Below are 18,865 nucleotides of genomic sequence, written 5' to 3'. Positions count from 1 at the left end.
ATCGTTCTCTACTTAACTTTATATAAGTTTGCCTGCCCGTTTTGTATTCCCACACCGACAGCCTGTGCGGCCGGACGCTTCTCTTTCACCGCATCCGGACATCACTCCGCAATCAGCCTCAGCTTTTCGGAACCCGTACGCGCTCTCAGCCATTCGGTTATTTTCTCCCTTTCACGGGCATCCGGATGCTTGCCGAACTTCAGGACGGCAAGCGTAACGGTATCTATCCGTACCGAATCGACCGTCAGCTCAAGTGCGTGCGAAATGGAAACCGACTTGACGGAGGGATAAAGCACCTTCAGCTCAGGGATAATCTTTTTGCCCAATTCATCGTATTTACGGTACTGTTCCAAGTTCTTTTCCAAAGAAGAAATCTGCTGCTTCTGCTCCACCAGACGCTGTTCGCTGTTCTTGTAGAAATCTTCCATAACCATGGCGCGGATAGACGACATATCCAATGACTCGTTATTCATTCCCTGGAGCACAACCAGCTTGGTATTGTCCAGTTTATAATCTTTCATTTTACTGCGGGCGATGGCAATAGAGGCTTCCGGCACTTCCTGACCTATCAGGACCACCCGTATCTCATGGTGCTTGCCCTCATGGTGGATTTTCTTATCCAATACCTGCGTATTCTCAAAGGCAAGCTGCTCGTTTACAAAGCGGTTGGCCGCACTTTCAAAGAAGGTATCCTGAATTATTCCCACTGTGAGATACACCGCCGGACACATCGTAAGGACAGCTATCAGCACGATATACTTCCGCACCTTCTTTTCACGGTTCTTATCCACAAACTCCTTGCGCTGGAAGTGCATTACCCGTACGCCGATAAAAGTAGCCAGACTGATGAATACGGAGTTAATGAAATAAAGGTAGAATGCACCGAGGAAATAAATCAGGTTTCCCGTTGCCAGTCCATAACCTGCCGTACACAGCGGCGGCATCAATGCCGTGGCAATGGCGACACCCGGAATCACATTGCCTTTCTCCTTCGTGGAGAGTGCCACTACTCCCGCAAGACCGCCCATCAGTGCGATGAATACGTCATAAATCGTCGGTGAGGTACGCGCCAGCAACTCCGACTGCCCCTCGGCAACCGGGCTCACCAGGAAGAAGACGGTAGCCGTGGTGACACTGAACAGCGTAGTTATCAGGAAACTTTTCAACGAGCGCTTCATCAGCTCGAAATCGTTCAGACCCACTGAAAGCCCCACTCCCATGATAGGTCCCATCAACGGCGAAATAAGCATCGCACCGATAATTACAGCGGTAGAATTGACATTCAGACCGAGTGAAGCCATAAAGATGGCAAATATCAGAATCCATAAATTGGCTCCTTTAAACTCGACACCCTTACGGATGGAGTCTACAGTGGCAAGTTCATTGTCTTTATCTTTGCGCAAATCGAGATACTCTTTCAGGAAGTTCTTGACGGCAAATACATTCCGGTTGGGATTGACAGGCTGTTCCATAAAAATAATTCTATTTTCGGATAAAACGATTGATAACAGGTATTTGACTAAGCGGCAAATCGCGCTTTATAATATAGGCTATAAACAGGCATAACAACAGCGTACGGAACGTCATACGCAGACAGATGTTTTCAATAGGTACACATTCCGCAGCCACATAAAGCACCGCAGCCAACAGCACATAGCACCCGATCGACTTTAAATCGTACTGAATCGGGTATTTCTTCTGACCGACAAAATAAGAGAGCAGCATCGCAACGCCGTAACCCGTAAATCCGGCCCATGCGCAAGCCATATACCCGAACTTCGGAATTAAAAAGATATTCATCACCACCAGAATCGTGCAGCCTATCAGTGAGAAATAAGCTCCCCAACGCGTTTCGTCAATCAGCTTGTACCAGAAAGAGAGATTGAAATAAATTCCCATGAAGATTTCCGCAGCCATTACAATGGGCACAACACGCAACCCCGGCCAATAGTCGCGGCCGATGATGTAGCGGAGAATATCCAGATAGAACATCACTGCCAGAAAAGCCACCAGTGTAAAGATGATAAAGAACTTCATGGCCTGCGCATACACCTGCTTGTTGTCCTTATCGCGGCTCTTGCCGAATACAAAAGGCTCGTAGGCGTAACGGAAAGCCTGTGTCAGCATCGCCATCACCATGGCAATCTTGCTGGCGGCTCCATAGATGCCGAGTTGTACGGTAGCTTCCGCCTGGTCGGGATAGACAAAGGGAAAGATAATCTTGTCCGCCACCTGATTCAGGATGCCCGCAATGCCCAACACCAGCAACGGCAGGCTATAAGCAAGCATCCGCTTCAGCAGTTTCCTGTCCAGTACATAAGCGAAACCGCGCAATTCGGGTATCATGCACAGCATGATGGTAGAAGTGCACACAAGATTGAAGAGGAAGGCATACGCCACATCATCGCCCTTCATCCAGACATAATAAATCAGGTTCAAGGCTATGTTCAGGAAGATGAACAGCAGTTTGAGCGCTGCAAACTTGACGGGCCGTTTCTTATAGCGCAAATAAGCGAAAGGAATGCTTTGAATGGCATCCATCGCCACTACAATCATCATCATTCCCACGTACCAGGGATGCTCTCCGTATTCCAGCCAGTCGGCAACCGGTTGAAGAAACAGCAGTCCCAGCGCAAGGAATGTCAGCGCACCGATGCCTACGCTGAGCAATGTTGTGGAATACACCCGCATCGGGTCGTCTTCTCCTTTATTGGCAAAGCGGAAAAAGCCCGTTTCCATGCCGCACGTCAGCAGCACCAGCAACAGTGCCACCCACGCATAGATATTAGTCACAACGCCATAGCCCCCCGACTGTGCAGACAAGGCCATGGTGTATACGGGCACTAACAGATAGTTGAGGAAACGCCCCACAATACTGCTCAACCCGTAAATGGCAGTTTCTTTTGCCAATGATTTCAATCCAGCCACGTTATTCAGTGTTTTATTATACTCTCTCTAACCGGTCGCTTATCAATAAGCGTCAATCATTAAATAACGTCTTCTGGCTATTGTAGAGGCTCCGCCCCAAATGTTTATAGGCCAGTTCCGTTACTTCACGACCGCGGGGAGTGCGTTTCAGGAAGCCTTCCTTTATCAGGAACGGTTCATAAACTTCTTCGATGGTTCCCGCATCTTCTCCCAAGGCCGTAGCGATGGTTGTAAGTCCCACCGGACCGCCCTTGAACTTATCGATAATCGTACAAAGTATCTTATTGTCTATCTCATCCAGTCCGTACTTGTCAATGTTAAGCGCCTCGAGTGCGAAATTGGCGATTTCCGTATCGATGCTGCCCGAACCTTTCACCTGTGCAAAGTCCCTCACGCGACGCAGCAAGGCATTGGCGATACGCGGCGTACCGCGGCTGCGGCTTGCGATTTCCGAAGCGGCTCTTGTGGAGCAGGGTACGTCCAGTATGCTTGCCGAACGGCGGATAATACCGCTCAGCACATCATCGTCATAATACTCCAGATGGAGATTGATGCCGAAACGGGCACGTAGCGGAGCCGTCAGCAAACCGCTGCGGGTGGTGGCCCCCACCAGCGTAAACGGATTCAAATCAATCTGTATGCTTCGCGCCGACGGGCCTTTGTCTATCATGATGTCGATGCGGTAGTCTTCCATTGCCGAATACAGATACTCTTCCACTACGGGACTCAGCCGATGTATCTCGTCGATGAAAAGCACATCGTTCGGCTCCAGGCTGGTGAGTACGCCTGCCAGGTCGCCCGGCTTGTCGAGCACCGGACCGGAAGTAATCTTGAAACCTACTCCCAATTCATTGGCTATAATGTTGGAAAGTGTGGTCTTTCCCAATCCGGGAGGACCGTGAAGCAACACATGATCCAGGGCCTCGCCCCTGAGACGGGCAGCCTTCACGAAAATGCGCAAATTATCAACCACCTTATCCTGTCCGCTGAAATCCTCGAAGTTCAAAGGGCGGAGAGCGTTCTCGAAGTCACGCTCCTTGCTGGTGAGCTGATGCTCGCGTATGTTAAAATCTTCTTGTTCCATTAAAATTCAATCTATACAACGACAAAGATAGTGCAAACCGAGAGCAGAATAAAATGAATCCATTCATTTTTTATATCGAAATGCCGCTTATCTCCGCTTCCGGACAAAGATAAAGAAATCTTTCAACGTTTCATAAACTCCTTCCTTTCTTCTTCCGGGAATTTCTCTATGGCATAGCGCAGCATTGTCCGCGGCATCACCTTGCTGTGTTTCTCAAGAAACTGCACCAGCAAATCCTTATCCCTCTTTCCCATCTCACGCAGCATCCAGCCCACCGCTTTCCGCATCAAATCGTGCGGATGGTGCAGCAACCGTTCCGAAAGCGCCAGAATATCGGTGAAATCACCGTTTTTGATAAGCGTATAAGTAGAAACCACCGCAATGCGTTGCTCCCAGAGCAACGCACCGTCTGCCAGGCGATAAAGGTCGTCGCGGGATTTGTCTTTCAGATATTCTCCCACGATACCCGGAGCGGACAAGTCTACCAAATCCCAGTTGTTGATACGTGCCGTCTGCGAAAGGTAGAAGTCATAAATAAGCTTCCTTTCCTTTTCACCGCTTTTCTTAAAACGCTCCACCAGCATCAGCAAAGCGCAAAGCCGGCACTCGTGCCACTGGCTTTGCAGCAGTTCCGCCATTACAGCAAACGGAGCATCCTTGTGTTGCTTCGCCACCGTGCGGGTATTCGGAACCACTACACCCAGAAATTTATCGCCTTCGCCGTATTCTCCCTTTCCCGTCTTGAAGAAACGGGGAAGATATTCCCTTTTTACCGGATCGGCATACGTCTCCAATTCCCTTTGGATATCTGCGGCAATATCCGCTATTTCTTCCGTTGAAATCGGATTATTCTGCAGCGTGCCTGCCAATGGAATTTTCCTTTTTCTCATCACTCACCGTTTGATTTACATGTACTTGAATTATCTTGCCAGCAGACAAAAATACGACAAATCTATAGAAACTATGAAAAGTTATCTTTAATTTTGCAACAGATACACACTTTAGTCACTAAAAACGGAACACCATGCATAAAGTATTTTTAGGAACCGCCTGTTTCCTGTTTTCCGCCCTGTCGCTACATGCACAGTCCCCGCTCGAAAAAGGATTGCAAAGCATCAACCGTACTTCCGCAGAAGCCATTGTGGAGTTTCTGGCCGATGACGAACTGCAAGGACGCGAAGCAGGCATGCATGGTTCGCGGGTAGCAGCCCGCTACATCGTATCCTGCCTGAAAGAAGCCGGTATCCGCCCTTTGGACAAGAACGGCTATTACCAGCCTTTCGAGGCATACGCCAAGGAAAGGCAGCAACGCGGACGCTGGCAGGTACACCCCGACTCCGTTGCCGTACTGAAACAAGGCACGCACCGTTCCCTGAAAATGGATAATGTGCTGGCATACATTCCCGGCAAGCGCAGCGATGAATATGTCATTGTAGGCGCTCATTTCGACCACCTGGGCGTAGACGAAACGCTGGCGGACGATAAGATATACAACGGTGCGGATGATAACGCATCCGGCGTCTCCGCCGTATTGCAGATAGCACGTGCATTTGCCCTCAGCGGAGAAAAGCCGCTGAGAAATGTTATCTTCGCCTTTTGGGACGGCGAGGAAAAAGGATTGCTCGGTTCAAAACATTTCGTACAGCACTGTCCGTTTCTCAAACAGATAAAGGGTTATCTCAACTTCGACATGATAGGGCGTAACAACAAGCCCGAACAACCGCAGCACGTAGTCTACTTCTACACAGCCGCCCATCCTGCCTTCGGCGAATGGCTGAAACGGGACATCACCCGCTACGGACTGCAACTGCAACCCGACTACCGTCCCTGGGACAACCCCGTGGGCGGAAGTGACAATGCCTCGTTCGCCCGTTCCGGCATCCCCGTCATCTGGTATCACACCGACGGCCATCCCGACTATCACCAGCCGTCAGACCACGCCGCATTACTGAACTGGGAAAAAGTCGTGGAGATAACCAAGGCATCCTTCCTCAACGTATGGAATCTTGCCAACGAAAGCAACTATTAATATTTAAGAAGAAGAGTAAGGACACATGGTTTTAAATTACATCTGGGTAGCATTTTTCGTAATCGCCTTCATTGTGGCGCTCTGCAAACTCCTGTTTATGGGAGATACGGAGATATTTACGGAACTTGTCAACTCCACATTCGACTCATCCAAGACCGCATTCGAAATATCACTGGGGCTCACCGGCATTCTGTCCTTATGGTTGGGCATCATGAAAATCGGCGAAAACAGCGGTATGATAAACGCGCTTTCGCGCTGGCTGAGTCCCGTGTTCTGCCGCCTCTTCCCGGAAATTCCCAAAGGACACCCCGCCATGGGTTCCATTTTCATGAACCTTTCCGCCAACATGCTGGGGTTGGACAATGCCGCCACCCCGATGGGGCTGAAAGCCATGAAAGAGCTTCAGGAGCTGAATCCGAAAAAAGATACCGCTACCAACCCGATGATTATGTTTCTGGTAATGAACACATCCGGGTTGATACTGATACCCGTCAGCATCATGATGTACCGCTCGCAAATGGGCGCTGCGCAGCCTACGGACATTTTCATCCCTACGCTGATTACTACCGCCATCTCTACCATTGTCGGTGTCACCGCCGTCAGCATTGCGCAACGGATAAACCTGCTGAACAAACCCATTCTTATTCTGATCGGTTGCATCAGCCTGTTCTTCTCCGGGCTTATTTACCTGTTCACCCAAGTAAGCCGCGAAGAAATGGGCGTTTACTCCACGCTGGTTGCCAACATCATTCTCTTTACCATCATCCTGCTTTTCATCCTGTGGGGATTATGGAAAAAGATTAATGTGTACGATGCTTTCATCGAAGGCGCCAAGGAAGGATTTACAACCGCCATACGCATCGTTCCCTATCTGGTGGCATTCCTCGTTGGAATCGCCGTTTTCCGCACTTCGGGAGCGATGGACATCATCGTAAACGGCATCGGTTACATCGTCGGACTATCCGGAGCGGACACCGAGTTTGTAGGTGCGCTGCCCACTGCATTGATGAAATCGTTAAGCGGCAGCGGGGCCAACGGACTGATGATTGATACAATGAAGCAATACGGCGCCGACTCTTTTGTCGGCCGCATGAGCTGCGTGGCACGCGGCGCCTCGGATACCACGTTCTACATCCTTGCCGTCTACTTCGGCAGCGTAGGCATCACGAAAACCCGCAACGCCGTCACCTGCGGTCTGATAGCCGACTTTTCCGGTATCATCGCCGCTATCATCATCAGCTATATATTCTTCTTTTAAAAAAACTGGAAATAGTATGATAAGTTATCAGACAGACGGCATCGAAATGCCCGCAATCAAGAAGCGCGAAACAACGGAATGGATCAAAGCCGTTGCCGCCACCTACAACAAGAGAATCGGCGAAATAGCCTACATCTTCTGTTCGGACGAGAAAATCCTCGAAGTGAACCGACAGTACCTTCAGCACGATTACTACACGGACATCATCACTTTCGACTACTGCGAAGGCAACCGCCTGAGCGGCGACCTCTTCATCAGCCTGGATACGGTACGCACCAACGCCGAACAGTTTGCCGGCAATGACTACGAACGGGAGCTGTACCGCGTCATCATCCACGGCATCCTGCACCTTTGCGGCATTAACGACAAAGGACCGGGAGAACGGGAAATCATGGAAGCCGCCGAAAACAAGGCGCTCGCCATGCGATAAAATCAAAAGGCGCATCGGCAAGCAAAGTTCAACTCTCCCCCCTATTGTTTTTTTGCACAATCTCTCGTCACTCGTCACTAACCACCTCGCATCCCTTTACCAGAGAGGGATTGCGGATGTGACGACAAACATGATAAGGGTGATGACAAACAATCGGTCGTCACCCTCAAAAACAGGCTATGCACTATGGGTCAATGCATTAACCCAATAATCAGAAATTCCATATAAGCGACTTTTTCAACGATTTCCGAGGTCTGAAAAGGTTTTATACGGGCAATCGGGAAGCTAATCCCGTAGATAAATGTTCCATTCCCTCTTTCTTTTCTTTGTTTCGCACCGTATATAATACCGCTTTACCACGTTACTTTCTTCGTTTTCCAATTGCAGGCTCCGCGGTTGCCAATTGCGGGCTGCCGGGCCCGCAGCCGGCAACCGTCCGTCCCGCAACTGCGGGACGAAGAAAAGAACCTGCCTTTCGGATATTTCCCTTAAACGAATAAGAGATTATATACAAGGTGAAAGGAGATTACATACAGGCAAAACAGAAAGAAACCCGCGAGGTATTTCCTAAGAATTCACAAGGAAAGGAGATAAATCGCGGCTACAAAATAACTTTTTAGTAACTTTGCATGGTTTTAAAAGAGATTGAACGAATGGAGTTTAAGTATGACGTTATCGTAATCGGCGCCGGACATGCCGGCTGTGAAGCCGCTGCCGCCGCCGCAAACCTGGGTTCAAAGACCTGTCTTATCACAATGGACATGAATAAGATAGGACAGATGAGTTGTAACCCTGCCGTAGGAGGTATTGCCAAAGGACAGATTGTACGCGAAATAGACGCCTTAGGCGGATATATGGGATTGGTAACCGATAAAACGGCTATCCAGTTCCGCATATTGAACCGCTCCAAAGGCCCCGCCATGTGGAGTCCGCGCGCGCAGTGCGACCGCAACAAATTCATCTGGACATGGCGCGAGATTCTGGAGAATATTCCCAACCTGCACATCTGGCAGGACACCGTACAGGAAATCCTCGTTGAAAACGGCGAGGTAACCGGACTCACCACCGTTTGGGGAGTGACCTTCCGCGCCAAATGCGTTGTACTGACTGCCGGAACTTTCCTGAACGGACTGATGCACGTAGGGCGCACCATGCTTCCGGGCGGGCGCATGGCAGAACCCGCATCTTACCAACTGACCGAATCCATCGCCCGGCACGGCATCACATACGGACGAATGAAAACGGGAACCCCCGTACGCATCGACGGACGGAGCGTGCATTACGAAGATATGGAGATTCAGGAAGGGGAAAACGACTTCCATAAATTCTCCTTTATGAACAACGGCGTACGCCACCTGAAGCAACTGCCGTGCTGGACTTGCTTCACCAATGAGGAAACACACCGCATCCTTCGTGAAGGGCTGCCTGATTCTCCCCTTTTCAACGGGCAGATTCAAAGCATAGGGCCCCGCTATTGCCCCAGTATAGAAACCAAAATCGTAACCTTCCCCGACAAGGAACAGCACCAGCTTTTCCTGGAACCGGAAGGTGAAACGACGCAGGAACTTTACCTGAACGGCTTCTCTTCTTCCCTGCCGATGGACATACAGATTGCAGCGCTGAAAAAGATTCCAGCATTCCGCGACCTGGTGATTTACCGCCCCGGCTACGCAATAGAATACGATTACTTTGATCCCACCCAACTGAAACATACGTTGGAAACGAAGAAAATCAAGAACCTATTCTTTGCCGGACAAGTAAACGGAACGACCGGCTACGAAGAAGCTGCCGGACAAGGAATCATTGCAGGTATCAACGCGCATATCAACTGCCACGGCGGAGAACCGTTCACCCTGGCACGCGACGAAGCCTATATAGGCGTATTAATCGACGATTTGGTTACCAAAGGCGTCGATGAGCCTTACCGCATGTTTACTTCACGTGCGGAATACCGCATCCTGCTCCGAATGGACGATGCCGATATGAGGCTAACCGAAAGAGCCTGGAAACTGGGACTTGCCAAAGAAGACCGCTACGAACTATTAAAGAGCAAGCGCGAAGCCGTTACAAGCATCATAGAGTTCACCCGGAGTTATTCGATGAAACCGGCATTAATCAACCCGGTGCTGGAACAGCTCGGCACTACCCCGCTCCGCCAGGGATGCAAGCTGGTAGACTTAATAAACCGTCCGCAAGTAACCTTGGAAAACATGGCAGAACATGTCAGCGCTTTCCGTCGGGAACTGGACAAGATTACGGAACAGGATAAAGTTGCAGACAGAAGAGACGAAATAGTCGAAGCTGCGGAAATACTTATTAAGTACGAAGGCTATATCGGACGCGAGCGAATCATAGCAGACAAACTGGCACGGCTGGAAAGCATAAAGATTAAAGGAAGGTTCGACTATAATTCCATCCAGTCTCTTTCTACCGAAGCCCGCCAGAAGCTGGTGAAGATAGATCCGGAAACGATAGCCCAGGCAAGCCGAATCCCGGGAGTGTCTCCCAGCGATATCAACGTGCTGCTGGTGCTTTGCGGGCGATAAGGGGCAACGTTCCACGTGAAACAAAGAATTCAATAAACGTATTAAATAAACTGATTATGAGCAAAGAAACACTTGCCAAGACCATTCGGGAAATTCCCGACTTCCCCATCCCCGGGATTTTATTCTACGATGTGACCACTCTGTTTAAAAACCCGTCGGCGCTGCAAGAACTTTCAGACACCTTGTATGAAATGTACAAGGATAAAGGGATAACCAAAGTGGTAGGTATAGAATCCAGAGGCTTCATCATGGGCCCCATTCTCGCCACCCGCTTAGGTGCAGGATTCGTACCCATGCGCAAGCCCGGAAAGTTGCCTGCGGAAACAATCGAAGAAAGCTACGACAAAGAGTACGGCAAAGATACGGTACAAATCCACAAGGATGCCATTGAGCCGGACGATGTAGTATTGCTGCACGACGACCTTCTGGCTACGGGCGGAACAATGGAAGCAGCCTGCAAACTGGTGAAGAAACTGAACCCTAAAAAGGTATATGTAAACTTCATTATCGAATTGAAAGAGTTGCATGGAAAGGATATATTCAGCAAAGATGTAGATGTAGAATCGGTATTGACACTCTAAAGAAACAACCGGGTGGTAAAGCAATCACATCGCTGCATGAGAATGTATCGCCGCATGCTCTTGGCAGCGTATTGCTTTACCACCTTTTTCTTACGATATGGACGAACTAAAAACAAATGATTACCTGAAGGGTATCGTTCTGAACCTTCCCGAAAGTCCCGGTATTTACCAATATCTGAATGCCGAGGGAACGATTATATACGTAGGGAAAGCAAAAAACCTGAAGCGCCGGGTCTCTTCCTACTTCAACAGAGAACATGAACCGGGAAAGACACGGGTACTGGTGAGCAAGATTGCAGATATCCGGTATATCGTGGTCAACACGGAAGAGGATGCCTTGCTGCTGGAGAACAATCTTATCAAGAAATACAAACCCCGTTACAACGTACTGCTGAAAGACGACAAGACCTACCCGTCCATCTGCGTGCAGAACGAATATTTCCCCCGCGTATTCAAGACGCGGAGAATCATACGCAACGGTTCTTCCTACTACGGCCCGTACAGCCACATACCATCCATGTATGCAGTGCTCGACCTCATCAAGCATTTGTACCCGCTACGCACCTGCAACTTGAATCTCTCGCCCGAAAACATCCGGGCAGGGAAGTTCAATGTATGCCTGGAATACCACATCAAGAACTGCGCAGGCCCCTGCATAGGCAAGCAGAATCAGGAAGAATACCTCAAAAACATTGCCGAAATAAAGGAAATACTCAAGGGAAATACCCAGGAGATAGAGCGGATGCTGTATCAGCAGATGCAGGAGCTTGCGGCGGAAATGAAGTTTGAAGAGGCGCAGAAAATCAAGGAAAAGTATCTGCTGCTGGAAAATTACCGTTCCAAATCGGAAGTGGTAAGCAACGTATTGCACAATATCGACGTGTTCTCCATCGAGGAAGACACCGATGAAAAGTCCGCATTCATCAACTATCTGCATATCACGAACGGGGCTATCAACCAGGCTTTCACCTTTGAGTACAAGAAACGGCTGAACGAAACGAAAGAAGAGCTCCTGTCACTGGGCATTATCGAGATGCGCGAACGGTACAAGAGCCTTTCCCGCGAAATCATCGTGCCCTTTGAGCTGGACATGGAGCTTAAAGACGTTATCTTTACCATCCCGCAACGCGGTGACAAGAAGAAATTGCTTGAACTCTCCATCCTTAACGTTAAACAATACAAGGCCGACCGTCTGAAACAAGCGGAAAAGCTGAATCCGGAACAACGCACGGTACGCCTTTTAAAGGAAATCCAGCAAGAATTGCACCTCGACAGGCTGCCTATGCGGATAGAGTGTTTCGACAACTCCAACATCCAAGGCTCGGATCCTGTTGCCGGATGCGTTGTCTTCATCAAAGGAAAGCCGTCCAAGAAAGACTACCGGAAGTATAACATCAAGACCGTGGAAGGACCGGATGACTATACATCCATGAAAGAGGTTGTAAAACGGCGTTATCAGCGCGCTATCGAGGAGAACGCCCCCCTGCCCGACCTTCTTATCACCGACGGCGGAAAAGGGCAAATGAGCGCCGTAAAAGAGGTTGTCGACGAACTGAACCTTGACATCCCCATTGCCGGACTTGCCAAAGACGGGAAACACCGCACATCGGAACTGCTATACGGTTTCCCGCCGCAGACCATCGGACTGAAACAAAACTCTCCCCTTTTCCGTCTGCTGACGCAAATACAGGACGAGGTACACAGGTTTGCCATTACCTTCCACCGCGACAAGCGCAGCAAGCGGCAGATAGCTTCGGCCTTAGACGAGATAAAAGGGATTGGAGAAAAGACAAAGAACGCTCTGCTAAAGGAGTTCAAAAGCGTAAAACGAATCAAGGAGGCATCGGCGGAAGATATTGTCAAAGTGATTGGAGAGGCGAAAGCGAAAATCATAAAGGACTATTTCACAGACAAATAGTCCTTCAATACAAATTCTTGTCCCACACCGCGGCAATCACGAATTTATTCGTAACTTTGCAACCTGCAAAATAATTTTTTAGGACTAAAACATGAGAGTAGTTATACAACGTACCGGGCATGCGTCTGTCACAATCAACGGAACCTGTAAGTCCGCCATCCGCAAAGGATTTATGATATTGGTAGGCATAGAGGAGACGGACGGCAAGGAAGACATCGACTGGTTGTGTAAAAAGATTGTCAACCTGCGTGTTTTTGACGACGAGAATGGCGTTATGAATAAATCCATACTCGACATTGACGGTGAGATATTGGTAATCAGCCAGTTTACGCTGCACGCATCTACCAGGAAAGGCAATCGCCCCTCTTACATACGGGCGGCAAAACCGGAAATATCCGTTCCGCTGTACGAACAATTCTGCAAGGAATTGAGTTTTGCATTAGGTAAAGAGATAGGTACCGGCGAATTTGGAGCCGATATGAAGGTAGAATTAGTGAACGATGGCCCTGTGACCATCTGTATGGATACAAAAAACAAGGAATAATGACGTTAAAAGAAGCACAACAAGAAGTGGACTCCTGGATAAAAAAATACGGAGTACGTTACTTCAGCGAGCTCACCAATATGGCCGTATTGACCGAAGAAGTCGGCGAGCTGGCACGAGTTATGGCACGCAAATACGGCGACCAGTCTTTTAAGGAAGGAGAGAAAGACAACGTTGAAGAAGAAATCGCGGACGTCCTTTGGGTACTTCTCTGCATTGCCAACCAGACCGGTGTAGACATCACCGAAGCATTTGCACGCAGCATCGAGAAGAAAACCAAACGCGACCAGGCAAGACATATCAATAATCCTAAATTATCCGACCATGGAGAATAACGAATCTACACAGAGTAAGTACGATGCCGCTCTGGCGAAGTACAACACCAATTTGAATGATGCGGAAGTGGCAGCGGAAGTAGCCGGAATAATCGCAGAGAAAGTCCCTGCAAACAATACTCCGGAAGTAAAGAAGTTCCTGTTCAACTGCATCGACCTGACCACGCTCAACAGTACGGACAGCGATGAAAGCGTCATGAAATTCACCCAAAAGGTAAACCAGTTTGACGAAGAATTTCCCGATTTGAAGAACGTAGCGGCCATCTGCGTATATCCCAACTTTGCGGAAGTAGTAAAGGATACGCTGGAAGTGGAAGACGTAAAGATAGCCTGCGTATCGGCAGGTTTCCCCTCTTCACAGACTTTCATAGAAGTAAAAGTAGCCGAAACCGCCATGGCAATCATGGAAGGCGCGGATGAGATAGACATTGTAATCTCCGTAGGAAAGTTCCTGAGCGGCGACTATGAAACCATGTGCGATGAGATACAGGAGCTGAAAGCCACCTGCAAGGAGCATCACCTGAAGGTAATCCTGGAGACCGGCGCGTTGAAAACGGCAGCCAATATCAAAAAGGCCTCTATCCTATCCATGTATGCCGGAGCCGATTTCATCAAGACTTCCACCGGCAAACAGCAGCCTGCCGCCACTCCGGAAGCAGCCTATGTAATGTGTCAGGCTATTAAGGAATACCATGCCTTGACGGGCAACAAGATAGGTTTCAAACCGGCAGGCGGCATCAACTGCGTAAACGATGCGCTCATCTACTACACCATTGTAAAAGAAGTGCTGGGCGAAGAATGGCTGAACAACGGATTGTTCCGTTTGGGAACCAGCCGTCTGGCAAATCTCCTGCTGTCGGAAATCAAAGGCGAAGAAATGAAGTTCTTTTAAGAGGAATACGGTTGATATATCCGTTATATAAAACAAAGCGAAGAACCTGCTCTCTATATAAGGAGAAAAGGTTCTTCGCTTCGTTTTTGAATGACGGGATATAAAAGAAACTTTGATAGATATTCCGTCTTTATTGTATAAAAAACAAACTTATTTTTCGCGTTCCACTACGTAATCAAGATAGCAAACAAGCGCTTTCTTGACATCCGTATCTTCCATGGAAGCTAATAACGAAAGCGCCTTTTCCTTAAACTCAATCATAACTTTCGTAGCGTATTCAATGCCGCCGTTTGCCTTGGAAAACTCGATCAATCGGGCTATTTCATCAGTTGTAGCCGTTCCGCTCTTTACTTTCGCGGCAATCTCCTGTGCCTGCTTGTCGCGGGTTGAATTAAGGGCATAAAGTGCAGGTAAGGTCAGCTTTCCTTCCAGCATATCATTGCCGGTAGGTTTGCCGATTTCCTTGCTTTCGTAGTAATCGAATATATCATCCTTGATTTGAAAGCAAAGACCGATGTATTCGCCAAAGAGACGTGCATATTCCGCCTTTTCATCGCCAGCTCCCACCGAAAGCGCACCCGCTTTCATGCATGCGGCAAACAGTACGGCCGTCTTCTTGCGGATGACATCAAAGTAAATATCCTCGGAATATTCGGGATTGCTGACATTGGAAAGCTGCAACAGCTCCCCTTCCGCCAAATCCTGTCCCAGCTTCGAAACAATATCGATAATGCCGTAATTGCGCGTCATCCCCACTTCCACCAAAGCCGTTGCCAGTAAATAATCTCCCGTAAGCACCGCCACCTTATTATTAAAAACGGCATTCACAGAGAGCTGCCCCCGGCGTTCGGTACTCTCGTCCACCACATCGTCATGCACCAGGCTTGCCGTATGCAGCAGCTCCAAAGCAACCGCAGCATGAAGCGTTGCCGGACAAATCTCATTGTACAGCTTCGCCGCAAGCAAAACCAGAATCGGGCGCATCATCTTCCCATTCTTCTGCCGTATATGCGCAATCACGCTGTTCAGCAAAAGGTTAGAACTGGAAAGGCAACTATCAAAATGCTTTTTGAAGTCTTCCAACTCCGCAGAAATCGGGGATTTTATAAGGGATATACTGTCCATACATCGCTATTTGAGCACAAAAATAGTAATAAAACGGTTAATACGGTATTTTTTTGTACTTTTACCATGAAAAAAAGGATAAATATATGAATTCAACCGATAAACTTTTCTTGCTTGATGCCTACGCATTGATATACCGTGCTTATTACGCGTTCATCAAAAATCCGCGAATCAACTCCAAAGGATTCAACACTTCCGCCATTCTGGGGTTTGTGAACACCCTGGAAGAGGTGCTGAAAAAGGAAAATCCCACACATATAGGAGTAGCTTTCGACCCTTCGGGACCTACATTCCGCCACGAGGCTTACAAACAATATAAAGCGCAACGGGAAGAGACTCCCGAGGCTATCCGCCTTTCCGTACCTATTATAAAGGATATTATCCGTGCCTACCGCATTCCTATCCTGGAAGTGCCCGGTTATGAAGCCGACGACGTAATAGGCACGCTTGCCACCGAAGCCGGCAGACAAGGTATTGTCACTTACATGATGACGCCCGACAAAGACTACGGCCAACTGGTGTCGGAGAATGTATTCATGTACCGCCCCAAACACAGCGGCGGATTCGAAGTCATGGGCATCGAGGAGATAAAAGCGAAGTTCGATATTCAGTCCACAGAGCAAGTCATCGACATGCTGGGACTGATGGGCGACTCTTCCGATAACATCCCCGGCTGTCCGGGCGTGGGAGAAAAAACCGCACAAAAGCTGGTGACTGAATTCGGCAGCATCGAAAACCTGCTTGCCCATACCGACCGGCTGAAAGGTGCGCTTAAAACCAAAGTAGAGGCAAACCGGGAAATGATTGCTTTCTCCAAATTCCTTGCAACCATCAAAGTGGACGTACCTATCAAACTCGACATGAATACACTCGTCCGCGAAGAGCCGAACGAAGAAGAGCTCCGCAAGATTTTTGAAGAGCTGGAATTTCGTACCCTCATCGACCGTGTCCTGAAAAAGACAGGCTCTCCCCTTCCCTCTTCTTCCAATTCCGCTTCGCCCGATCCTTATGCGGGAACTTTGTTTGCCCAACCCACCGACGGCACAACTTCCGGAAACAACGCTCCGGTTCAAGGCGATTTGTTTGCAAATTTTGCGGACAACGGGACGGGTGATGCAAAAAATTCGATTCTCACGCGCTTAGAAATGTTCGATGTAGACTATCAACTAATTGATACAGAAGAGAAAAGAAAGAAAATTATTCAAAAGTTACTTACAAAAGAAATTCTCTCAATAGATACGGAAACCACCGGAACCGAACCGATGGAAGCGGAACTGGTGGGAATGAGCTTCAGTGATGCCGAAAACCAGGCTTACTATGTACCCGTTCCGGCAAATCGTGACGAAGCGTTAAAAATCGTCAATGAATTCCGCCCTCTTTACGAAAATGAAAATTCCATGAAAGTAGGACAAAATATCAAGTACGATATGATTGTCCTTCAAAACTACGGAGTACAGGTAAAAGGAAAACTTTTCGACACCATGCTTGCCCATTATGTATTGCAACCGGAGCTCCGGCACAACATGGACTACCTTGCCGAAATCTATCTGCACTACCAGACCATCCACATCGACGAACTTATAGGAGCCAAAGGCAAGAACCAAAAGAACATGCGCGACCTTCCGCCGGAAGACGTATACCGCTACGCTTGCGAAGATGCGGACGTTACACTGAAACTGAAGAACGTACTCGAAAAAGAACTGAAAGAGCACGCTGCCGAACATCTCTTTTACGAAATAGAGATGCCGCTCGTACCGGTGCTCGTCAACATCGAAAGCAACGGAGTGCGTATCGATACGGAAGCGCTTAAACAATCGTCCGAGCATTTCACGCTCCGCCTGCAGGAGATTGAAAAAGAAATCTATGCACTGGCAGGTGGCGAAACCTTCAATATCGGCTCACCCAAACAGGTAGGCGAAGTGTTGTTTGACAGACTCAAAATCGTAGAGAAAGCCAAAAAAACCAAGACCGGACAGTATGTCACTTCCGAGGAAGTACTCGAGAGCCTTCGGAACAAACACGCAATCATCGGTAAGATACTTGAATACCGCGGACTGAAAAAGCTGCTAAGTACCTACATCGATGCATTGCCCCAGCTGATAAATCCGCGTACGGGACGTATCCATACCTCGTTCAACCAGGCGGTAACCGCTACCGGACGACTCAGCTCAAGCAATCCGAACCTGCAAAACATACCCATTCGTGACGAGGACGGCAAGGAAATCCGCAAAGCCTTCATTCCCGATGACGGATGCGAGTTCTTCTCTGCCGACTACTCGCAGATCGAACTGCGCATCATGGCACATCTGAGCCAGGACAAGAATATGATTGATGCCTTCCTCAGCGGTTATGACATTCATGCCGCCACTGCCGCCAAAATATATAAGGTGGATATTAATGACGTAACCGCCGATATGCGCCGTAAAGCCAAGACAGCCAACTTCGGTATCATCTACGGCATCTCTGTCTTCGGGCTGGCGGAGCGTATGAACGTTCCCCGTCAGGAAGCCAAAGAACTGATAGACGGGTATTTTGAAACCTACCCGCAAGTCAAGGAATACATGGACAGAAGCATACAGGTAGCGCGCGAAAACGGATATGTAGAAACCATCTTCCACCGCAAGCGCTTCCTGCCCGACATCAACTCACGGAATGCCGTAGTACGCGGTTATGCAGAGCGCAATGCCATTAACGCTCCCATTCAGGGAAGTGCTGCCGACATTATCAAAGTAGCCATGTCGCTCATCTACCAGCGCCTTCAAAGTAACAATCTGAAAGCAAAGATGATTTTACAGGTCCATGACGAACTGAATTTCAGCGTTCCCGAGGCAGAAAAAGAGATTATACAAAAAATTGTAATCGAAGAGATGGAACGGGCATATCGCATGCTGGTACCCTTGAAAGCCGATTTCGGGTGGGGAAAGAACTGGCTGGAAGCGCACTAATCCGCTCGATAACTTTATTTAACTTACAATCAGAAAGCAACAGAAGCAATCGCTTTAAAATACAGTTTGCTCATCAGAATATCCGGCACCTTTGCTGCCGGATATTTTTTATTCACAAACCGCTCCAAAAAGAAAGCATATCATCCTTGTTGTTTTTGACAATTTGATAAAATATTAGTCATATATTTTATTTATGTCAATTATATTCGTACCTTTGCACCGCTTTTAAGAAATATATGATAGAAAATAG

15 protein-coding genes are annotated in these 18,865 nt (G+C 48.5%); 10 read left to right on the top strand and 5 right to left on the bottom strand.

Translation table 11 applies throughout. From position 1 onward, the window contains the following. Positions 1-101: 101 nt before the first annotated feature. The 4 genes from NQ565_RS03620 to NQ565_RS03605 all read right to left on the bottom strand — a co-directional run bounded on the left by NQ565_RS03620 (position 102) and on the right by NQ565_RS03605 (position 4,902). A complete protein-coding gene (locus tag NQ565_RS03620) occupies positions 102-1,472 on the bottom strand; it encodes a TIGR00341 family protein (protein ID WP_005655854.1) in 1,371 nt (456 codons plus the stop codon). A gap of 10 nt (positions 1,473-1,482) precedes the next feature. Continuing rightward, complete coding sequence (locus NQ565_RS03615; protein ID WP_005655851.1) at positions 1,483-2,928, bottom strand: lipopolysaccharide biosynthesis protein; 1,446 nt, start codon at positions 2,926-2,928, stop codon at positions 1,483-1,485. Between the two features lie 52 nt (positions 2,929-2,980). Continuing rightward, a complete protein-coding gene (ruvB, locus tag NQ565_RS03610) occupies positions 2,981-4,012 on the bottom strand; it encodes a Holliday junction branch migration DNA helicase RuvB (RefSeq protein ID WP_005655850.1) in 1,032 nt (343 codons plus the stop codon). Between the two features lie 122 nt (positions 4,013-4,134). Further along, complete coding sequence (locus NQ565_RS03605; protein WP_005655848.1) at positions 4,135-4,902, bottom strand: DNA alkylation repair protein; 768 nt, start codon at positions 4,900-4,902, stop codon at positions 4,135-4,137. Between the two features lie 134 nt (positions 4,903-5,036). On the opposite strand from NQ565_RS03605, the gene NQ565_RS03600 reads away from it, so the two are divergent. The 9 genes from NQ565_RS03600 (at position 5,037) to deoC (ending at position 14,545) form a co-directional block, all read left to right on the top strand. Then, entirely contained in the window at positions 5,037-6,041 is a 1,005-nt protein-coding gene (locus NQ565_RS03600; protein ID WP_005655846.1) for a M28 family metallopeptidase, read from the top strand. Between the two features lie 25 nt (positions 6,042-6,066). Further along, a complete protein-coding gene (locus tag NQ565_RS03595) occupies positions 6,067-7,299 on the top strand; it encodes a nucleoside recognition domain-containing protein (protein ID WP_005655845.1) in 1,233 nt (410 codons plus the stop codon). 16 nt (positions 7,300-7,315) lie between these two features. Continuing rightward, on the top strand, positions 7,316-7,729 hold the full coding sequence (gene ybeY / locus NQ565_RS03590; RefSeq protein ID WP_005655843.1) for an rRNA maturation RNase YbeY: 414 nt from the start codon (positions 7,316-7,318) through the stop codon (positions 7,727-7,729). Positions 7,730-8,382: 653 nt separating this feature from the next. Next, positions 8,383-10,275, top strand: coding sequence for a tRNA uridine-5-carboxymethylaminomethyl(34) synthesis enzyme MnmG (gene mnmG, locus NQ565_RS03585; protein ID WP_040315934.1), 1,893 nt, complete (start codon positions 8,383-8,385; stop codon positions 10,273-10,275). Between the two features lie 56 nt (positions 10,276-10,331). Next, complete coding sequence (locus NQ565_RS03580) at positions 10,332-10,856, top strand: adenine phosphoribosyltransferase (protein ID WP_005655836.1); 525 nt, start codon at positions 10,332-10,334, stop codon at positions 10,854-10,856. Between the two features lie 97 nt (positions 10,857-10,953). Beyond that, a complete protein-coding gene (uvrC, locus tag NQ565_RS03575) occupies positions 10,954-12,774 on the top strand; it encodes an excinuclease ABC subunit UvrC (RefSeq protein ID WP_005655834.1) in 1,821 nt (606 codons plus the stop codon). 91 nt (positions 12,775-12,865) lie between these two features. Beyond that, positions 12,866-13,318: a D-aminoacyl-tRNA deacylase gene (gene dtd / locus NQ565_RS03570; RefSeq protein WP_005655832.1), complete on the top strand. Its 453-nt coding sequence runs from the start codon at positions 12,866-12,868 to the stop codon at positions 13,316-13,318. Beyond that, positions 13,318-13,653 carry a nucleotide pyrophosphohydrolase gene (locus NQ565_RS03565; protein ID WP_005655830.1) on the top strand — a complete coding sequence of 112 codons (336 nt, stop codon included), beginning with the start codon at positions 13,318-13,320 and terminating at the stop codon, positions 13,651-13,653. The genes dtd and NQ565_RS03565 overlap by 1 nt, the downstream gene beginning before the upstream one ends. Further along, entirely contained in the window at positions 13,643-14,545 is a 903-nt protein-coding gene (deoC, locus tag NQ565_RS03560; protein WP_005655828.1) for a deoxyribose-phosphate aldolase, read from the top strand. Before NQ565_RS03565 ends, deoC begins: the two co-directional genes overlap by 11 nt. A 150-nt stretch (positions 14,546-14,695) precedes the next feature. Here deoC and NQ565_RS03555 read toward each other — a convergent pair whose 3' ends face one another. Then, complete coding sequence (locus NQ565_RS03555) at positions 14,696-15,670, bottom strand: polyprenyl synthetase family protein (RefSeq protein ID WP_005655827.1); 975 nt, start codon at positions 15,668-15,670, stop codon at positions 14,696-14,698. An 86-nt stretch (positions 15,671-15,756) separates the two neighbouring features. Between NQ565_RS03555 and polA the strand changes: the two genes are divergently transcribed. Then, complete coding sequence (polA, locus tag NQ565_RS03550; protein ID WP_005655823.1) at positions 15,757-18,615, top strand: DNA polymerase I; 2,859 nt, start codon at positions 15,757-15,759, stop codon at positions 18,613-18,615. The last annotated feature ends 250 nt before the right edge of the window (positions 18,616-18,865 follow it).

Source organism: Bacteroides stercoris ATCC 43183 (assembly GCF_025147325.1).
In the GTDB taxonomy this organism is placed as follows: Bacteria; Bacteroidota; Bacteroidia; order Bacteroidales; family Bacteroidaceae; genus Bacteroides; species Bacteroides stercoris.
This window is presented reverse-complemented; position numbering and strand designations above follow the sequence as displayed.

Excerpts from the sequence above, each read along its gene's own strand:
- NQ565_RS03605 (WP_005655848.1), bottom strand. The coding sequence starts at position 4,902 with ATGAGAAAAAGGAAAATTCCATTGGCAGGCACGCTGCAGAATAATCCG.
- NQ565_RS03600 (WP_005655846.1), top strand. The coding sequence starts at position 5,037 with ATGCATAAAGTATTTTTAGGAACCGCCTGTTTCCTGTTTTCCGCCCTG.
- ruvB (WP_005655850.1), bottom strand. The coding sequence starts at position 4,012 with ATGGAACAAGAAGATTTTAACATACGCGAGCATCAGCTCACCAGCAAG.
- deoC (WP_005655828.1), top strand. The coding sequence starts at position 13,643 with ATGGAGAATAACGAATCTACACAGAGTAAGTACGATGCCGCTCTGGCG.
- polA (WP_005655823.1), top strand. The coding sequence starts at position 15,757 with ATGAATTCAACCGATAAACTTTTCTTGCTTGATGCCTACGCATTGATA.
- NQ565_RS03565 (WP_005655830.1), top strand. The coding sequence starts at position 13,318 with ATGACGTTAAAAGAAGCACAACAAGAAGTGGACTCCTGGATAAAAAAA.
- ybeY (WP_005655843.1), top strand. The coding sequence starts at position 7,316 with ATGATAAGTTATCAGACAGACGGCATCGAAATGCCCGCAATCAAGAAG.
- NQ565_RS03555 (WP_005655827.1), bottom strand. The coding sequence starts at position 15,670 with ATGGACAGTATATCCCTTATAAAATCCCCGATTTCTGCGGAGTTGGAA.
- NQ565_RS03595 (WP_005655845.1), top strand. The coding sequence starts at position 6,067 with ATGGTTTTAAATTACATCTGGGTAGCATTTTTCGTAATCGCCTTCATT.
- mnmG (WP_040315934.1), top strand. The coding sequence starts at position 8,383 with ATGGAGTTTAAGTATGACGTTATCGTAATCGGCGCCGGACATGCCGGC.
- uvrC (WP_005655834.1), top strand. The coding sequence starts at position 10,954 with ATGGACGAACTAAAAACAAATGATTACCTGAAGGGTATCGTTCTGAAC.
- dtd (WP_005655832.1), top strand. The coding sequence starts at position 12,866 with ATGAGAGTAGTTATACAACGTACCGGGCATGCGTCTGTCACAATCAAC.
- NQ565_RS03580 (WP_005655836.1), top strand. The coding sequence starts at position 10,332 with ATGAGCAAAGAAACACTTGCCAAGACCATTCGGGAAATTCCCGACTTC.
- NQ565_RS03620 (WP_005655854.1), bottom strand. The coding sequence starts at position 1,472 with ATGGAACAGCCTGTCAATCCCAACCGGAATGTATTTGCCGTCAAGAAC.